15 protein-coding genes are annotated in these 14,822 nt (G+C 41.0%); 9 read left to right on the top strand and 6 right to left on the bottom strand.

The window, feature by feature from the left end; translation table 11 throughout:
- The 6 genes from KXV15_RS12060 to KXV15_RS12035 are packed head-to-tail and all read left to right on the top strand — an operon-like array spanning window position 1 to window position 3,713.
- The gene (locus KXV15_RS12060; RefSeq protein ID WP_240008461.1) at window positions 1-573 is read left to right on the top strand and encodes an NADH-quinone oxidoreductase subunit B family protein; all 573 of its coding nucleotides are present in this window, start codon (window positions 1-3) and stop codon (window positions 571-573) included.
- Between the two features lie 14 nt (window positions 574-587).
- Window positions 588-2,063, top strand: a complete 1,476-nt coding sequence (locus KXV15_RS12055; RefSeq protein ID WP_240008460.1) for a Ni/Fe hydrogenase subunit alpha — start codon at window positions 588-590, stop codon at window positions 2,061-2,063.
- A 3-nt stretch (window positions 2,064-2,066) separates the two neighbouring features.
- Window positions 2,067-2,561 (top strand): hydrogenase maturation protease, encoded by a 495-nt coding sequence (locus tag KXV15_RS12050; protein WP_240008459.1) that lies wholly within the window; start codon window positions 2,067-2,069, stop codon window positions 2,559-2,561.
- The gene (locus KXV15_RS12045) at window positions 2,558-3,121 is read left to right on the top strand and encodes a HupE/UreJ family protein (protein ID WP_240008458.1); all 564 of its coding nucleotides are present in this window, start codon (window positions 2,558-2,560) and stop codon (window positions 3,119-3,121) included. The genes KXV15_RS12050 and KXV15_RS12045 overlap by 4 nt, the downstream gene beginning before the upstream one ends.
- Window positions 3,122-3,131: 10 nt before the next feature.
- Window positions 3,132-3,464 (top strand): hydrogenase maturation nickel metallochaperone HypA, encoded by a 333-nt coding sequence (gene hypA, locus KXV15_RS12040; protein WP_240008457.1) that lies wholly within the window; start codon window positions 3,132-3,134, stop codon window positions 3,462-3,464.
- Entirely contained in the window at window positions 3,465-3,713 is a 249-nt protein-coding gene (locus tag KXV15_RS12035) for a HypC/HybG/HupF family hydrogenase formation chaperone (protein WP_240008456.1), read from the top strand. It abuts the gene before it with no gap.
- Here the strand turns inward: KXV15_RS12035 and KXV15_RS12030 are convergent.
- From KXV15_RS12030 to KXV15_RS12020, 3 genes are read right to left on the bottom strand one after another with little or no spacing between them, the layout of a single operon-like run.
- Window positions 3,708-4,595 carry a glucosamine kinase nucleotide-binding domain-containing protein gene (locus KXV15_RS12030; protein WP_240008455.1) on the bottom strand — a complete coding sequence of 296 codons (888 nt, stop codon included), beginning with the start codon at window positions 4,593-4,595 and terminating at the stop codon, window positions 3,708-3,710. The two genes, KXV15_RS12035 and KXV15_RS12030, sit on opposite strands and share 6 nt — an antisense overlap.
- A gap of 13 nt (window positions 4,596-4,608) precedes the next feature.
- Complete coding sequence (locus KXV15_RS12025) at window positions 4,609-7,845, bottom strand: AAA family ATPase (protein ID WP_240008454.1); 3,237 nt, start codon at window positions 7,843-7,845, stop codon at window positions 4,609-4,611.
- Entirely contained in the window at window positions 7,846-9,087 is a 1,242-nt protein-coding gene (locus tag KXV15_RS12020) for an exonuclease SbcCD subunit D C-terminal domain-containing protein (protein ID WP_240008453.1), read from the bottom strand.
- Between the two features lie 200 nt (window positions 9,088-9,287).
- Between KXV15_RS12020 and hemC the strand changes: the two genes are divergently transcribed.
- From hemC to KXV15_RS12005, 3 genes are read left to right on the top strand one after another with little or no spacing between them, the layout of a single operon-like run.
- Window positions 9,288-10,238 (top strand): hydroxymethylbilane synthase, encoded by a 951-nt coding sequence (gene hemC, locus KXV15_RS12015; protein WP_240008452.1) that lies wholly within the window; start codon window positions 9,288-9,290, stop codon window positions 10,236-10,238.
- Between the two features lie 2 nt (window positions 10,239-10,240).
- Complete coding sequence (locus KXV15_RS12010; RefSeq protein WP_240008451.1) at window positions 10,241-10,948, top strand: uroporphyrinogen-III synthase; 708 nt, start codon at window positions 10,241-10,243, stop codon at window positions 10,946-10,948.
- Between the two features lie 56 nt (window positions 10,949-11,004).
- On the top strand, window positions 11,005-12,756 hold the full coding sequence (locus tag KXV15_RS12005; protein ID WP_240008450.1) for a DUF4153 domain-containing protein: 1,752 nt from the start codon (window positions 11,005-11,007) through the stop codon (window positions 12,754-12,756).
- Window positions 12,757-12,761: 5 nt separating this feature from the next.
- Here KXV15_RS12005 and KXV15_RS12000 read toward each other — a convergent pair whose 3' ends face one another.
- From KXV15_RS12000 to KXV15_RS11990, 3 genes are all read right to left on the bottom strand, one after another.
- Window positions 12,762-13,514, bottom strand: a complete 753-nt coding sequence (locus tag KXV15_RS12000; protein WP_240008449.1) for a 3'(2'),5'-bisphosphate nucleotidase CysQ — start codon at window positions 13,512-13,514, stop codon at window positions 12,762-12,764.
- 9 nt (window positions 13,515-13,523) lie between these two features.
- The gene (galE, locus tag KXV15_RS11995; protein ID WP_240008448.1) at window positions 13,524-14,507 is read right to left on the bottom strand and encodes a UDP-glucose 4-epimerase GalE; all 984 of its coding nucleotides are present in this window, start codon (window positions 14,505-14,507) and stop codon (window positions 13,524-13,526) included.
- On the bottom strand, window positions 14,494-14,822 hold a 329-nt coding region (locus KXV15_RS11990; RefSeq protein ID WP_275671632.1), incomplete at its 5' end, for a sugar phosphate nucleotidyltransferase. The genes galE and KXV15_RS11990, both read right to left, overlap by 14 nt.

Here is a 14,822-nt window from a genome sequence, read left to right as displayed (position 1 = left end):
ATGGATACACAGGTTTCTTCCCAACCACAAAAAGTTGCAAAACGCAAAATCCGCGTGGCGACAACTTCTTTAAGCGGTTGCTTTGGTTGCCATATGTCATTGCTTGATATTGATGAGCGGATTTTACAATTAATCGAAGTTGTTGAATTTGACCGTTCCCCAATTACCGACATTAAACATTGCGGCCCATGTGATATTGGCCTGATTGAAGGCAGTGTTTGCAATTCCGAAAATGTTCACGTGCTTCGTGAATTTCGCGATAATTGCAACGTGCTGATTGCCTTTGGCGCATGCGCGGTGGCCGGTGGTTTACCGGCGCAACGTAACCACCTTGATATTGGTGATGCATTGCGTGAAGTTTATTGCGACCGTACTGGCCTTGGCAAACAAATCCCAAATGACCGCGAATTGCCATTGTTACTCGACAAAGTGCATCCGATTAATGAGGTGGTACGGGTTGACTATTTCATTCCCGGTTGCCCACCATCTGGCGACACAATCTGGAAATTCGTTACAGATTTAATTGCCGGACATATGCCACGTCTTGAGCATCCATTACTAAAATTCGATTGAGAGGAAACAATAAGATGTCCTATTTGGAAACCGCCGAAAGTCCGGAAAAACTTCGCCGCCTCGTCATCGATCCTGTTAGCCGTGTTGAAGGGCATGGAAAAGTTACTATCCTTTTGGATGACGATAATAAAATTCATCAAGTGCGTTTGCACATTGTTGAATTTCGTGGGTTTGAAAAATTTATTGAAGGTCGCCCTTATTGGGAAGTGCCGGTTTCGGTGCAAAGACTTTGCGGTATTTGCCCCGTAAGCCACCAATTGGCTGCAGTGAAGGCAATGGATATCATTGCTGGATATGGCGCAATTACCCCAACCGCAGAAAAACTGCGCCGCCTTATGCATTATGGGCAAATTGTGCAATCACATGCCGTGCATTTCTTCCACCTCGCATCACCTGATTTATTATTGGGTTTTGAAAGCGATGTTGCAAAGCGCAATATTATTGGTGTTGTTGCCGCACACCCAGAAATCGCAACCCAAGGCGTTTTACTTCGTAAATTTGGTCAAGAAGTTATTCAACATGTTGCGGGTAAAAAAGTACACGGCACAGGCGCAATCCCGGGCGGTATGAACAAGGCGCTTACAATCGCTGAACGTGATGCCATGTTGGCCAAGGTTGATGATATGATTGCATGGTCAACCGCCGCAATCCATATGCTTAAGAAGTTGCATGAAAGCGACCCTGATTTTTATAATAAATTCGGGGAGTTTGATTCAAACATGATGGGCATGGTGCGCGGTGATGGTGCGCTTGATTTATATCATGGCGGCTTGCGCGCCAATGATGCGAATGGCAAAAACATTTTTGACCATGTCGATTATGCAAATTATGAAAGCGTTTTTGACGAAGAAGTGAAGCCTTGGTCATATATGAAGTTTCCGTTCATTCGCTCGCTTGGTCCTGAAAATGGCTGGTACAAAGTTGGTCCATTGGCGCGTGTACAAGTTTGTGACTTTATTCCGACCCCACTTGCCGAAAAAGAGCGCCAAGACTTATTGGCAATTGGCAATGGCCGCCCTAGTCACGGTGCATTGTTGTTCCATTGGGCAAGGATGATTGAGGCACTTCACGGGGTTGAGGTTATTCGAGATTTATTGAATGACCCTGATATTCTCGGCACTGATTTAATTGCCGATAAGGGCGCAAGGAAAGAAGAAGCGGTTGGCGTTATCGAGGCGCCACGCGGCACATTATTCCACCATTACCGCGTTAATGAGGATGATGTTGTTACATTCTGTAACCTTATTGTTTCAACCACAAACAATAATCAGGCAATGAATGAGGCAATCCGCTCTGTGGCAACACGGTTTTTAAATGGTCGGGAAGTTACCGAAGGGCTTATGAACCATCTTGAAGTGGCGATACGTGCCTATGACCCGTGCTTGTCTTGTGCAACACATGCGATTGGTAAAATGCCGCTTGAAGTTAGTTTGACCGACCTAAACGGCAAAGTAATTGATACACGCTTTAAAAACATGAATGGTATGTAGTCAATGAATGTGGTGGTATTCGGATATGGCAACCCTTCGCGCGGCGATGATGCAATTGGGCCATTTTTATTGGGCCGAATTGATGAAGAGAACCATGCCAATATCACCTGCATTGAAGATTTTCAGTTACAAATCGATCATGCACTCGATTTAAACGAACAAGATTTGGCATTATTCATTGATGCCGGAATTGATACACCTGCACCATTCGCATTTTATGAAATCGAACCGACAGGGGAATTAAGCCATACAAGCCATGCCTTGTCGCCGCAAACCGTGCTTGATGTCTTTGTTAAAATTAATGGGAAGGCACCGCCGCCATCATTCATATTATGCGTAAAGGGAAAATCCTTTGGCTTGGGTGAAGACATAAGCGAAATTGGCACAAAAAATTTAGAAGCAGCATGGACATTTTTACACACCATTTTAGCGAATTCTAATGTTGATAATTGGCGAGAAAAGGCGCAAGCTAAGCCAACAGAAGAGGAAGTATTATGAAAAAATCAATATCAATCGCATTGCTTGCTTCTTTAATCGGCACTGCGGCAATGGCGCACCCTGGGCATGGTGCAATCTTTACCTTTTCCGAAGGTTTGGAACACCCAGCCGCAGGTCTTGATCATATTTTGGCAATGGTCGGCATTGGTCTTTGGGCATCATTTTATAAGGACCTTAAGGGGCTATTGCTTCCAGTTGGGTTTGTAAGCGGCATGTTGCTTGGGGTTACTTTTGCTTTTACTGGTATTGCCCTGCCAATGGTTGAAAATATCATTGCCCTAAGTGTGATTATAATTGGTTTGGCATTGGCATTTAAAGACAAAGTTCCGGTTTATGCCGCCGCATCACTTGCACTAATTGCCGGCACATTCCACGGTTTTGCCCACGGTGCCGAGGCAAGCAATATTGCGGTTTCATATGTTGCAGGCTTTATGATTTCAACCATTTTTATGCATGCAATTGGCGGCTTTGCTGGCTTGAAGTTCAAAGCACTTCGTGATGCTGCACCATATTTTGGTGGCTTTATGGGGGTTGCCGGATTGTTGATGTTGGCATCGTAATATGCATGAAATGTCGATATGCGAATCTGTTCTTGAGCATATCGAGGCGATTTGCAAACGTGAAAATGCCACCAAGGTAAAAAAAGTAATTCTTGAAATCGGCTGTTTTGCGGGCGTCGAAAACGACGCCCTGCATTTTTGTTTTGATGCCATAAGCAATGGCACAACTGCCGAAGGCGCAACGCTTGAGATAATGGATCAATGCGGGAGTGCCACTTGTTTTGAATGTTCGGAAAATTTTGAAACTAATGATAGATTATCACTATGCCCCAAATGCGGAAGCGGCCGAATAATGGTAAATGGAGGCGATGCATTAAGAATAAAAAATCTTGAGGTTGTTTAAATGTGTGTTGGCATTCCCGGGCAAATAAAATCAATAAAGGACCATGCCAAATCAATTGCCATTGTCGAATTTTCGGGTGAATTACGGGAAATTGATTTGACCTGTGTGGCCGATGATAATCTTGATAAATTAATAGGGCAATGGGTATTAATTCACCTAGGTTTTGCGATGGATTTAATTGATGAGGATGAGGCAAGAGAAACCCTTGCCGCATTCAAAGAACTTGATGCCATTAATCAATCATTATAAAGCAAAACCATTATTTGCCCCGCGTGCCAGCAATAAAGCACCACCGATGGCATCTTTGATGGGTTCAGCAATAAATTGCCTAACATCATCAGGTAACCAAGGGCGCAATGCCGCCGCCATACCACCCAACATACAAATTTTTGGCGCACCAATTTCATTAAGACGCAATATATAAAGCCCGATTGTATGCGCCGCCTTTTGCATAATCTCGGTGGCAATAATATCGCCGTATTGCGCAAATTGGGTCACAAGCGGCGCAAATGTACCAAAATCTTTTGGCTTTGCGCCGGTTACAAATTTCACAATATTTCGTGGGTTACCGTCAAATTTTGCAAGGATTTCTTTACTAAGGGCAGTGTGTGGACGGATGCCATCATAACATAATAAGGTCTCATGTAATGCTTCGCGCCCGATTATTGCGCCTGAACCATCGTCACTAATTTCAAAACCCCAGCCGCCGATTTTGTGGCTTTTGCCACCAACAATGGCATATCCAATACTGCCAGTGCCACTAATTAAAATCGCGCCATCTTTTCCGTCATATGCCCCTAGACAGGCGATATGCGCGTCAGATGCCACATTAACAAAACCAAAGTCCGAAAATATATTGATAATTGCGTCCGCATCATTTTGGTTTGCAAGCCCCGCAAGACCAATGCCCAAAGCGCAGGATTTTGCGATTTGTTTGTTTAGCCCCGCATTTTCAAAGGCAATATCAATTGCGGAATTGATGCTTTTGACAACCAAATCAAGTCCAAGGCGGACATTCGCTTCGCCGCCAATTCCTTCACCCAAAATAATATTATTGTCATCAAAAATTGCGGCATGGCATTTTGTGCCACCGCCATCAATTCCGATAAAATATTTAATATCTGAAGCCATTATTTTCCCTGATTTATATCGCACTTACCCCGGCGCCACTTAATTTACTTTTGCCGCCAGAAATTGGGGTGACTTTTATTTGAGTCGTGATTTTTTCTTTCAAAGCGGAAACGTGGGAAATAACCCCGATTAATTTACCGTTTTGATGCAGGCGTGACAGGGTTTCAAGCGCGGTTTCCAAAGTTTCTTCATCCAATGTGCCAAACCCTTCGTCAAGGAATAAAGAATCAACCCGCACTTTTGAACTTGCCATTTTTGATAAGCCAAGCGCCAAAGCAAGACTAATAAGGAAGCTTTCGCCACCCGAAAGGTTTTTAACCGGCCGCAACTGCCCCGCTTGAAAATTATCAATCACATTTAGTTCAAGCGGTTTGCTTTTGTCATTTACATCACGTGCCAACAAATAGCGTTCGTTCATTTTCATTAATTCTTGGTTGGCATGGGCAACCATTATGTCAAAAGTTAAACCTTGGGCAAAATTACGGAATTTTTTACCATCCGCCGAACCAATTAAATTATTTAGCATTTGCCATTTTGCGCATTCATTTTTTTGTTTTTCGATTGCCGTATATTTATCTTTTAAAGCAAGTTTGGATTTTTCATTGGCTTCAAGCCTTGTTCTTATCGTTATTATTTTTTCGGCAATTTCCATGAAATTGGCATCAAGCATGGCAAGCTTATGTTCCACTTCAACTTGGGTTCCATCACATAGTGAAAGAGCGATTTCTTTTTCAAGTTTTTTTAGTGCATCTTGCAATAATGATTGGGTTTTGATTTCTATCGCTTCAAGTTCACGAGAATATTTTGCAAGTTCAGTTCGTTTTGATTTATCCAAAACGGCATTTTTATATTCTTCTTCACTGCCAAAGCCTTTGGTTTCAAGGGCGAGGACAAAGCCGCTTTCTGTCTGTTTCAATTGTTCTTCTTGATCAATCAAAATGACTTTTAGACGTTTGTTTTCGTCTTCATAATGTGTGATTGCTTGCAAGGTTTCGTTAAGCTGTGCAATTGATTTTGTATTTTTTTCGCGGGCTCCTTCAAGTGATTTATTTATATTTTGGCTTTCTATTATTGGATTTTTATCGCCAAAAAGTTCTTTACGTTGCCGCTTGATTTCATCTAAGTTTTTAACAAATTCAACAAGTTTGGTTTTTTCATTTTCAAAAGCTTGATTTTGCTTTTCAAATTCATTGACCAAGGTTTCAAACCTAATTTGCATAGAGTTCAAATCAATTTGACAATCTTTAAATTTTTGTTGTGTTGCCTCAAAAACATTAAACCGCTCTCGTAGTTGTTCAACAACATTTTCAGAAACACCTAATTTAAATCCGGCAATGATTTCCGAAAACTCGCTTTCAAGTTTCTGCAAACTTGATTGTTCCAAATCGATTTCATGAATTAATTGTGTAATGGATTTCTCAAATCCAGAAATTATTGATGTTTTCAACAATATTTCGGAATCAAGTTTTTGCAAGGCAATGGTTAAAGAAGTTTTTGTATCATTTAGCTTCTTTAATTCGCCCTCAGCTTCGTTAATCTTCTCAAGCAAGGTTGATAAAAATTTTATTTCATCATCAAGCCCATCAGTTTTTGGGATGTTTCCATTGGCATATGGATGGTCGGTTGCACCACACAGCACACATGGCTTGCCATCTTCAAGTTTTGCACGGTGTTGTTCCAATGTCGCTATGATTTGGGCATTGGTTTTCTTTTCGGTGACAAGTTCTTTTTCAAGTTCTATTTCTTTACGCGTTCTACCATCAAGCAATACAAATATTTTTCCTGAATAATGCGCAATTTTGTTATTAACTTCAGTTTCATCATCAACATGCTTGGTGTGATTTTGCTTTAAATCATCAAGGTTATTTTTTTCGTTTAAAACCGTAACTTGCAGACCCGCTAACGCCTTTTGTTGTTCATCTATTTTATTACGAGCGGTTTTTATGCTCGTACCCTTGCCCTCTAACACAACGAGTTTTTCACCAATTTTTGCGTCTGCATCATGGGTTTTTAAATATAGGCTTAATTCCTCATATTTTTTGTTTTGTTCTTTAATTGCGTCTTCAAGATTTTTTTTATTAATTATATTAGCGTCTCTATCGCTTTCAATTGACGACAAATTGCTTTGTAATTGTTGCAAACTTTCTTCTTGGTGTAAAATTGTGGCATCAATTTCAATAGTTTTGTGGATTTTGGGGGCAATGGTCGCTTGATATTGTTCTGTTTTTTCAAAATTTTCTTGTGCATTAGCGGCTTCGGCACGCAAATTTAATTCCGTTTTGGCAAGGTTGGCAATTTTTGCGTTCAAATCCGATAATTGCGTATTAATTTCGGCAAATTTAATGCGCATAGTATTTAAACCAACAAACTCCCCTTCAAATTCTTGCGCCAAATTTGCTTGCCTTAGTAATTCCATCTTTGGCGCAAATTCTTGTTTTTTTTGCGCAATATTTTCCAATTCAAGTTCGGCATTTATTTTATCGTTTTGCAGAATGGCAATTCGCGCAAACCAATTTTTTATTTCGCGCTGTGCCTTAATCTCTGTATCAATTGCTTGTTTTTGTATTTCAAATTCATTGATTTGTTTGCGAAGGGTATCTTCTTCATCAGGCTGTAAAGTATCAATCCCTTGAATTTCAGAATTTAACTTATCAAGTTTTTGATTTTCAAATTTTGCTGTTTCAAAAACCTGTTTTGAAATCTTAGAATAAATATCTGTGCCAGTAATTTGTTCAAGGATTTCTGATTTTTCTTCGGTTGGCGCTTTTAAGAATTTATCAAACCCGCCCTGTGCCAATAACATTGATTGTGTAAAACGGGCGAAATCCATGCCGGTAATTTCAATTATTTTATCAATCACCAACGAACGTTTATTTTCAATCAATTCGCCATGCAAATAGGCGACTTCGTGCTTATAATCTTGTAATTTTCCATCAATACTATTACGGGCGCGGCGTTGTGACCAAGTGGCAATGAATTGCCCTTTTGCGGTTTCAAAAACCACCTCAGACGAGCATTCACTTGTATGACGTGACATGAGGTTATTAACATCGCCGGCAATTTTGCCCAATCGTGGGGTCTCGCCATAAAGTGCCAAACAAAGCGCGTCCAAAATTGTCGATTTACCTGCACCAGTTTGCCCAGTAATTGCAAAAATTCCATTTGCAACAAATTCATCAGACGTAAAATCGATCGCCCATTCACCATAAAGCGAGTTCAGATTTTTAAAACGGAGAGATATTATTTTCATTTATTGCTCGTTCAAATCTGTTTCTTTTAAATTGTGAAGGATTTGTTGATATGCTGTCTTTAGCGTTTCATTATCGGCCGCCGCAATATTATTTATTTCGAGGAATTTATCAAAAACCTCTAATTCATTAAGCTCATCAAGATTGGCCGAAAAATCATATTGGGTAATAATATTATTGAACGCCCGCTGATTTTTAATGCGCAAAATTTCCAATTCTGTTTCGGCAACAAGATCCCCAATGATTTGGTTTAAATCATTGAAAATTTCATCGCCAATATATTCAATTTCAAGCCAAATGTTTTTCTTTTGCTTGATTAGTTCATTAATCTCATCAGTGATTTTTTTAATATCACCCTTGATGCTTTTTAGTGCCTGAAACTGCGGGATATTAATTTCACGGATTTGGGTTTTTATACCATTATCACCCGCTTCAAAATCAATGATTATTACCTGTTTCTGTTGTCCGGCTTCACCAAAACCCATTGCAAGCGGGCTGCCTGAATAACGGATTTTATCAAACCCACCGACCTTTTGTGGAACGTGTAAATGCCCCAAGGCCACATAATCCACAAATTCTGGAAATATATCTGCGCCAATTCCGGCAAGTGAGCCGATATAAAGTTCTCTTACGCCATCTCCATCAATAGTCTGCCCACCAGATGCAAACAAGTGACCAGTGGTAACAATCGGTATATTGCCACCCAATTCGTCACGCTTTTGTTTGGCAATATTGCAAATTTCTGCATAATGACGGCGGATGCCGTCAATTAGTTTGGCGTCTTTTTGTTCAAAACTTTCGCCGGTTTCAACCTGCCTAATATCACGATCGCGCAAATATGGTACGGCGCAAATTATTGCCAGTGGCTTTTCACCATTCTTCAAAACGATAACATCATCACCCATGTTTTCCGAAATTGAACCAACCATAAAAATATTCAATGCTTTTAAAAGTGCTGATGGCGCCTTTAAAAAACTCGGGGAATCGTGGTTGCCGCCAACAAGAATAATATTTTTGCACACACCATTTGTAGCAAGATTGGTGAGGAAATTATAATATTGTTCTTGCGCACGATTGCTTGGAAGGCTTGAATCAAAAATATCGCCTGCAACGATTAAAATGTCGATTTTTTCGACCGCAATTGTTTCTGTTAGCCATGATAAAAATGCGTCAAATTCCTCATAACGGCGGCGGCCAATCAATGAACGCCCCAAATGCCAATCAGATGTGTGTAAAATTCTCATATTAAGCCCCAAGACCCCATAACATCATCTAATGACAATTTCGGACATATGAAGAATGCCGACTGCATCGCAATATAATCAACCTATAACATGCGGCATATCACCCCGCCATAAATAAACTATACGCAAATACAGGAATCTATTCTATATCTGATGTTTCAATAACTTGATTTTTTGGCATTTATGGGCTGATTAGGGCTATGGAAAATATTGCATTACAAGATCTTAAATTACCACTTCGTATTGGTGCGCGTGGCTCCCCATTATCTATTGCCCAAACCAAATGGTTGCGCGGTGAACTTGCCAAAAAGCTTGGTATAAATGATGCGGATATTGAGGAAAAACTGCCAATAATCCCAATCACTACCCAAGGCGACAAAATCCAAGACCGCGCACTTTTAGAGGCTGGTGGCAAAGGGCTTTTCACCCGTGAGCTTGATGATGCATTGCTTGATAATCGTGTTGATTGCGCCATCCATTCGATGAAAGACGTGCCAACTATACTACCTGAAGGCATTACATTATTGGGAAGCCCGCCACGTGAAGATCGCCGTGACGCACTGATTACCAAAGACGGTATTGAATTTGACGCTTTGCCAAATGGCGCGAGCTTAGGGACGGCTTCATTGCGCCGTTCATCACAATTTCTTGGACAGCGCCCTGATTTGAAAATTGGGCTTTTGCGCGGAAATGTTGGAACTCGTCTCGGTAAAATTGAAGACGGTAGTTTTGATGCAACCATTTTGGCAATTGCTGGCTTGAAGCGTCTGGGCAAGGCAGATGTGAAACACACATTGATTGACCCTATGAAAATGCCGCCTGCAATTGGACAAGGCGCATTGGCAATTACCGCACGCACTGGTGACAATGCCATTATAAACGCGTTCAAACTTATTGAATGCCAAAATACTAGCCTGGAGGTCCATGCAGAACGCGCGTTTTTACGTGCGCTTGATGGCTCTTGTCGCACACCAATTGCCGCTTATTGCTATTTTGAAGGCGATGTGATGCACTTTGTTGGCGAATATTTTAAAGATGACGGCACAGCTATAAGAAAAGTTACAAGTCTTGCAAAACCTAATATGGAAAAAGCAGGACAATTGGGTTATGATTGTGCGCAATCTATTCTGTTGGAAGTTGGTGGAAAATAGTTTTGAGCATTAATGAGACGCCAAAACACATAATTATAACCCGCACAAAACCAGGGGCGGTCAAGACGGCTTTGCGCGCCGAAAAAATGGGGCTAATCCCCATTATCATACCCGCCGCAGAAGTTATCGCCAAAGATTTTGATGTCGATATCGAAGGGGTGCAAGCATTATTAGTAACATCTTCAAATGCCCCACAACTTGCAAATTTTGATGAGCATTTATTATCAATTCCAATTTATGCCGTAGGTGATGCAACCATGGAAGCATGTATCACACGCGGCTTTACACAAGTGATTTCTGCCGGCGGTGATGCAAGCGCGCTTGCGGTTTTGATTGCCGATCGCCTAAACCCTGAAGATGGCAAATTAATGCATTTACGCGGCGATGATGTTGCGGGGGATGTCGGCGGTCTTTTGCGTGCCTGTGGTTTTGAGGTTTTAAATGCGGTTTGCTATGCAACCGTCGCAAACCCTGAATTCATTGCAAAAATAAACCCAACAATGCAGGAAAATAGCGGGTATATTATGTTTCATTCGCCCAAAGGGGCCGAAAGATTTAACGCGGCAGTTACGGAACATAATTTGCAAAATTGGTGCGCAATCTGCATCTCAGAAGCGGCGGCCCAGCCAATTATTGCCGCAGGCTTTCAGGAAATCCGTATTGCATCACGCCCCAATGAAGATGCGATGTTTGACATCATTACGCCCTAATTCACCATTAATTAATCGTAATAATTAAAATGCAATACATTTGAGGGGAATGGTTTATGCAAAATAATGCATTGTCAAATCGTCAGGTCTTTATTCTTCGGGTTTTAGTTGGTCTTGTATTTGGTCTTATCTTATCATTCTTAAAACAACCCTCAGCTTATTCTGAAGATAAAAGCTTTTTGCCATATATATGGAATAATGTTGTCTATATTGGGCTTTTCTTTTCTGCCTTTATCATCTGGGCAGCAGCAGGAACAATGCGCACCATAAGCCTTGGCATTTGGTTTGCCGTAGCATTTATTTTAATTGGGATTATTGCTTGGCATAATTTCAATATCTATTTGGCCCCCAACAGCTATTATATTGATAAGATATTTTGGCTTTTCCCGCTTGTTTTCATAATGAATGAATTAATTATGTGCGCCGATATCGCACATAAACCAATTGCGCCATACCAAACTTATTTTGATGAAACCTGGAAACGTGGGGTGCAGCTTGGGCTTGCACTATTATTCACTGGATTAATGTGGATTATTATTTTTCTGGGTGCGGAATTATTAAAAGTCATTGGTTTTGATTGGCTTGATAAATTAACCCATAAAAAATGGTTCAACCTACCGCTAAGCGGGATTGCGATGGGGATTGCGGTTCATTTGGGTGATGTGCAACCCAAATTACTCGCGAATGTGCGCAATTTGGTTTTGAATATATTATCGTGGCTTTTGATTTTAATTACCGCAGTTGGGGTGATATTTGTTTCAAGCCTGTTCTTTAGCGGTCTAAAACCCCTTTGGGATACAAAATCGGCAACTGCCTCACTGCTGGCAGCATGCGTATTTTTGGTTTTATTGACCAATGCCGCATATGGGCAAGGCGAAATTGATGGAGAAGATGGTAAATCTATTAACAAAGCCCTTAAGATTTCAATTCGCATTGCATCGGTTCTAACTCTTATACTTTCATCAATTGCGGCATACGGGATTTATTTACGGATTAATCAATATGGTCTAACTTCGGATAGGGTTTTTGCGGTCGTTGGCGTATTAATTGCCCTTGCCTTTGGGGTTTCATACACTTTTGCAAATTTTGGCAAAAATGGCTTTATGCCGAAAATTGCCATGGCAAATATATATCTTTCAATTTTTGAATGCTTGATTTTTGTTGCCCTCATGACGCCACTTGCGGCACCAGACAGACTTGGGGTTAATTCACAAATTTCAAGACTTGTTTCGGGTAAAACCACAATCGATAAATTTGATTGGGAATATCTAAAGCTAAAAAGTGGGAAATACGGGGCTGCGGCAATTGATAAGCTTACCAAAAATCCTAAGTTTGCATCGATTGCAACAGAGGTTAAAAACATTAATCGCGATGAGTTTTATCAAAGTAAGTTTAGCAATAAATCCAACGAGCAAATTGTACAAAACCTGCCTAATCCACAATTAATTGATACCACAAAAAGCAAAAAACAGCTTCCGGAAAGTTTCTGGAAACAAGCATTCAAAACCAATGTTTACAATGTCCCTAATTGCCTGCGAAATCCAGAAAGTGCAAAACAAAATGATGAAAAATGCTTTGCCCAAACAATAGATTTGAATCACGATAATATTGATGAAATTCTATTTGTTGAAAACAAACAAGCCTATCTTTTAGTGTTTAAAAACAATGTTTGGACGCCGCTTTTCATGAATGGTGACAGATTATCCAAAGATGAATATGCAAAACTTAAAAATGGTGACTACACGCTTGCAAAGCCTCTTTGGGATGATGTTATTATTGGTGATACACGTGTAAGAGTTGGTGAATAATTTAATTATTCGCCAGCAAGTACTGGCCTAAGAAAGTGAAGGATTTTATCGGCGTATTCTTTGCGGCAAATCAAGAGGTCGGGCACGAATGTATCTTTTTGATTATATGTTATTGGCGAACCGTCTAGGCGAGAACAATGAAGCCCATGCGCCAAACAAACCGCAACCGGTGCGCAATTGTCCCATTCGTGTTGACCACCAATATGATAATAAATATCGGCATCACCATTAATTACGGCCATTGCTTTTGCGCCTGCCGATCCCATTGGTAAAAGCTCTGCACCAAGAAAGTCCGCTAATTCTGCGGCATATTTTGGCTGGCGGGTGCGGCTGATTAGGATTTTTGGGTTTCGCGCCAATGGTTTTAATTCGCAAATATCGCTTGATGAATAGGTTTTCTTAAGCCCCGGAAGCGCAACAACGCCCATTGTTGGAATGCCATTGGTGCAAAAGCCAATATGAACCGCCCAATCATCTCGATTTTCTGAATATTCGCGTGTCCCATCGAGAGGGTCGATAATCCAGACGCGCTCTTTTTCAAGACGATCAAAATTATCTTTTTCCTCTTCAGATAAAATTCCATCATCGGGGCGCAGGGTTTTTAGGGAATTAATAATCGCCTGATTGGCGGCATAATCACCATTTTTGCCTTTTTGCTTATTATCAACGCTATTATCAGCTTGCAAAGACAAAAGAATATTGCCCGCCTCCTTGGCAATTTGGCGGGCAATTTGGATATCTGTCAAAGCATTTGTCATATTATAGAATTAATATTTTGGGTTATCTTGCCATGCTTTTGCCGATTTTATGATGGTATCAATATCGGAATATTGTGGCTTCCAATTAAATTTGCTTAGGATTTTTGTAGGATCAGCAACCAAGATTTTTGGATCCCCCGCACGGCGTGGACCATAAGAATGCGGAACGCCATTTTCAAAATGTGCATTTGCCGCCTCAATCGCTTCTTTAACCGAAATACCTTTGCCGGTGCCAACATTAAAGACGTCGCTTTCACCACCCGACAGTAGGTATTTTACGGCCTCAATATGCGCATTTGCCAAATCATAAACGTGAATATAATCACGAACCGCCGTGCCATCCGGGGTTTCATAATCGGTTCCAAAAACCGTCAAAGGTTTAAACTTGCCCAATGCTGCCTTGCAAATAAGTGGAATAAGGTGGGTTTCTGGGTTATGGCTTTCACCAATTTCCACATCAAAATCTGATCCCGCCGCATTGAAATAGCGCAATACAACATGTTTCAAACCATAGGCATTATCAAACCATTTTAAAGCGCCTTCAAAGGCAAGTTTGGTTGCGCCATATGGGTTTATTGGCTCTTTTTGATGGGTTTCCGCTATTAATTCGGTAACAGGATTACCATAAACCGCAGCGGTTGACGAAAAGACAAGTGCCTTCACGCCACCTTCGACCAAGGCATCGGCAAATTCAGACGCCGCACCAACGTTATTATCATAATATTTTTTTGGGTTAGACACACTTTCACCAACCAGTGAAAATGCGGCAAAGTGAATTGCCGCCTTGATGTCATACTTTTTAATGGTTTCAAGTATTAAAGCGCGGTCACGCAAATCACCTTTTACAAACGGGCCATAAATAACCGCTTTTTCATATCCGGTTGATAAATTATCAAGGGTTATAGGATTGAACCCTGCTTGCGCCAATAATTTACATGTATGCGCGCCAATATAGCCCGCACCGCCAGCAACCAATACGTTAATTTTGCTCATCCAAAAGTCTCTTTACTGTATCGCGGATTTCACCGCCAATTTGTTTATCACGCAAAGCATAGGCCAAGAAGGCTTCGGTATAACCGGCGCGTGAGCCGCAGTCGAAATCAGTTCCTTCAAACTCAAAGCCATAGAATGGTTGGGTTTGGTGAAGGGTGTGCATCGCATCGGTAAGCTGAATTTCACCGCCGGCACCGCGCTCTTGGGTTTCCAAAATTTCAAATATTTCTGGCTGAAGGATATAACGACCAGTAATTTTCAAATTGCTTGGCGCTTCTTCTTGTTTTGGTTTCTCAACCATATTGGTGATTGGCA

Source organism: Pseudaquidulcibacter saccharophilus (assembly GCF_019455445.1).
Lineage (GTDB): Bacteria > Pseudomonadota > Alphaproteobacteria > Caulobacterales > Aquidulcibacteraceae > Pseudaquidulcibacter > Pseudaquidulcibacter saccharophilus.
Note: the sequence above shows the minus strand (reverse complement) of the source record. Positions and strands in the feature narration are given on the sequence as shown.

Coding starts and splice junctions, on each gene's coding strand:
- KXV15_RS12060 (WP_240008461.1), top strand. CDS start 1: ATGGATACACAGGTTTCTTCCCAACCACAAAAAGTTGCAAAACGCAAA.
- KXV15_RS12055 (WP_240008460.1), top strand. CDS start 588: ATGTCCTATTTGGAAACCGCCGAAAGTCCGGAAAAACTTCGCCGCCTC.
- KXV15_RS12050 (WP_240008459.1), top strand. CDS start 2,067: ATGAATGTGGTGGTATTCGGATATGGCAACCCTTCGCGCGGCGATGAT.
- KXV15_RS12045 (WP_240008458.1), top strand. CDS start 2,558: ATGAAAAAATCAATATCAATCGCATTGCTTGCTTCTTTAATCGGCACT.
- hypA (WP_240008457.1), top strand. CDS start 3,132: ATGTCGATATGCGAATCTGTTCTTGAGCATATCGAGGCGATTTGCAAA.
- KXV15_RS12035 (WP_240008456.1), top strand. CDS start 3,465: ATGTGTGTTGGCATTCCCGGGCAAATAAAATCAATAAAGGACCATGCC.
- KXV15_RS12030 (WP_240008455.1), bottom strand. CDS start 4,595: ATGGCTTCAGATATTAAATATTTTATCGGAATTGATGGCGGTGGCACA.
- KXV15_RS12025 (WP_240008454.1), bottom strand. CDS start 7,845: ATGAAAATAATATCTCTCCGTTTTAAAAATCTGAACTCGCTTTATGGT.
- KXV15_RS12020 (WP_240008453.1), bottom strand. CDS start 9,087: ATGAGAATTTTACACACATCTGATTGGCATTTGGGGCGTTCATTGATT.
- hemC (WP_240008452.1), top strand. CDS start 9,288: ATGGAAAATATTGCATTACAAGATCTTAAATTACCACTTCGTATTGGT.
- KXV15_RS12005 (WP_240008450.1), top strand. CDS start 11,005: ATGCAAAATAATGCATTGTCAAATCGTCAGGTCTTTATTCTTCGGGTT.
- KXV15_RS12000 (WP_240008449.1), bottom strand. CDS start 13,514: ATGACAAATGCTTTGACAGATATCCAAATTGCCCGCCAAATTGCCAAG.
- galE (WP_240008448.1), bottom strand. CDS start 14,507: ATGAGCAAAATTAACGTATTGGTTGCTGGCGGTGCGGGCTATATTGGC.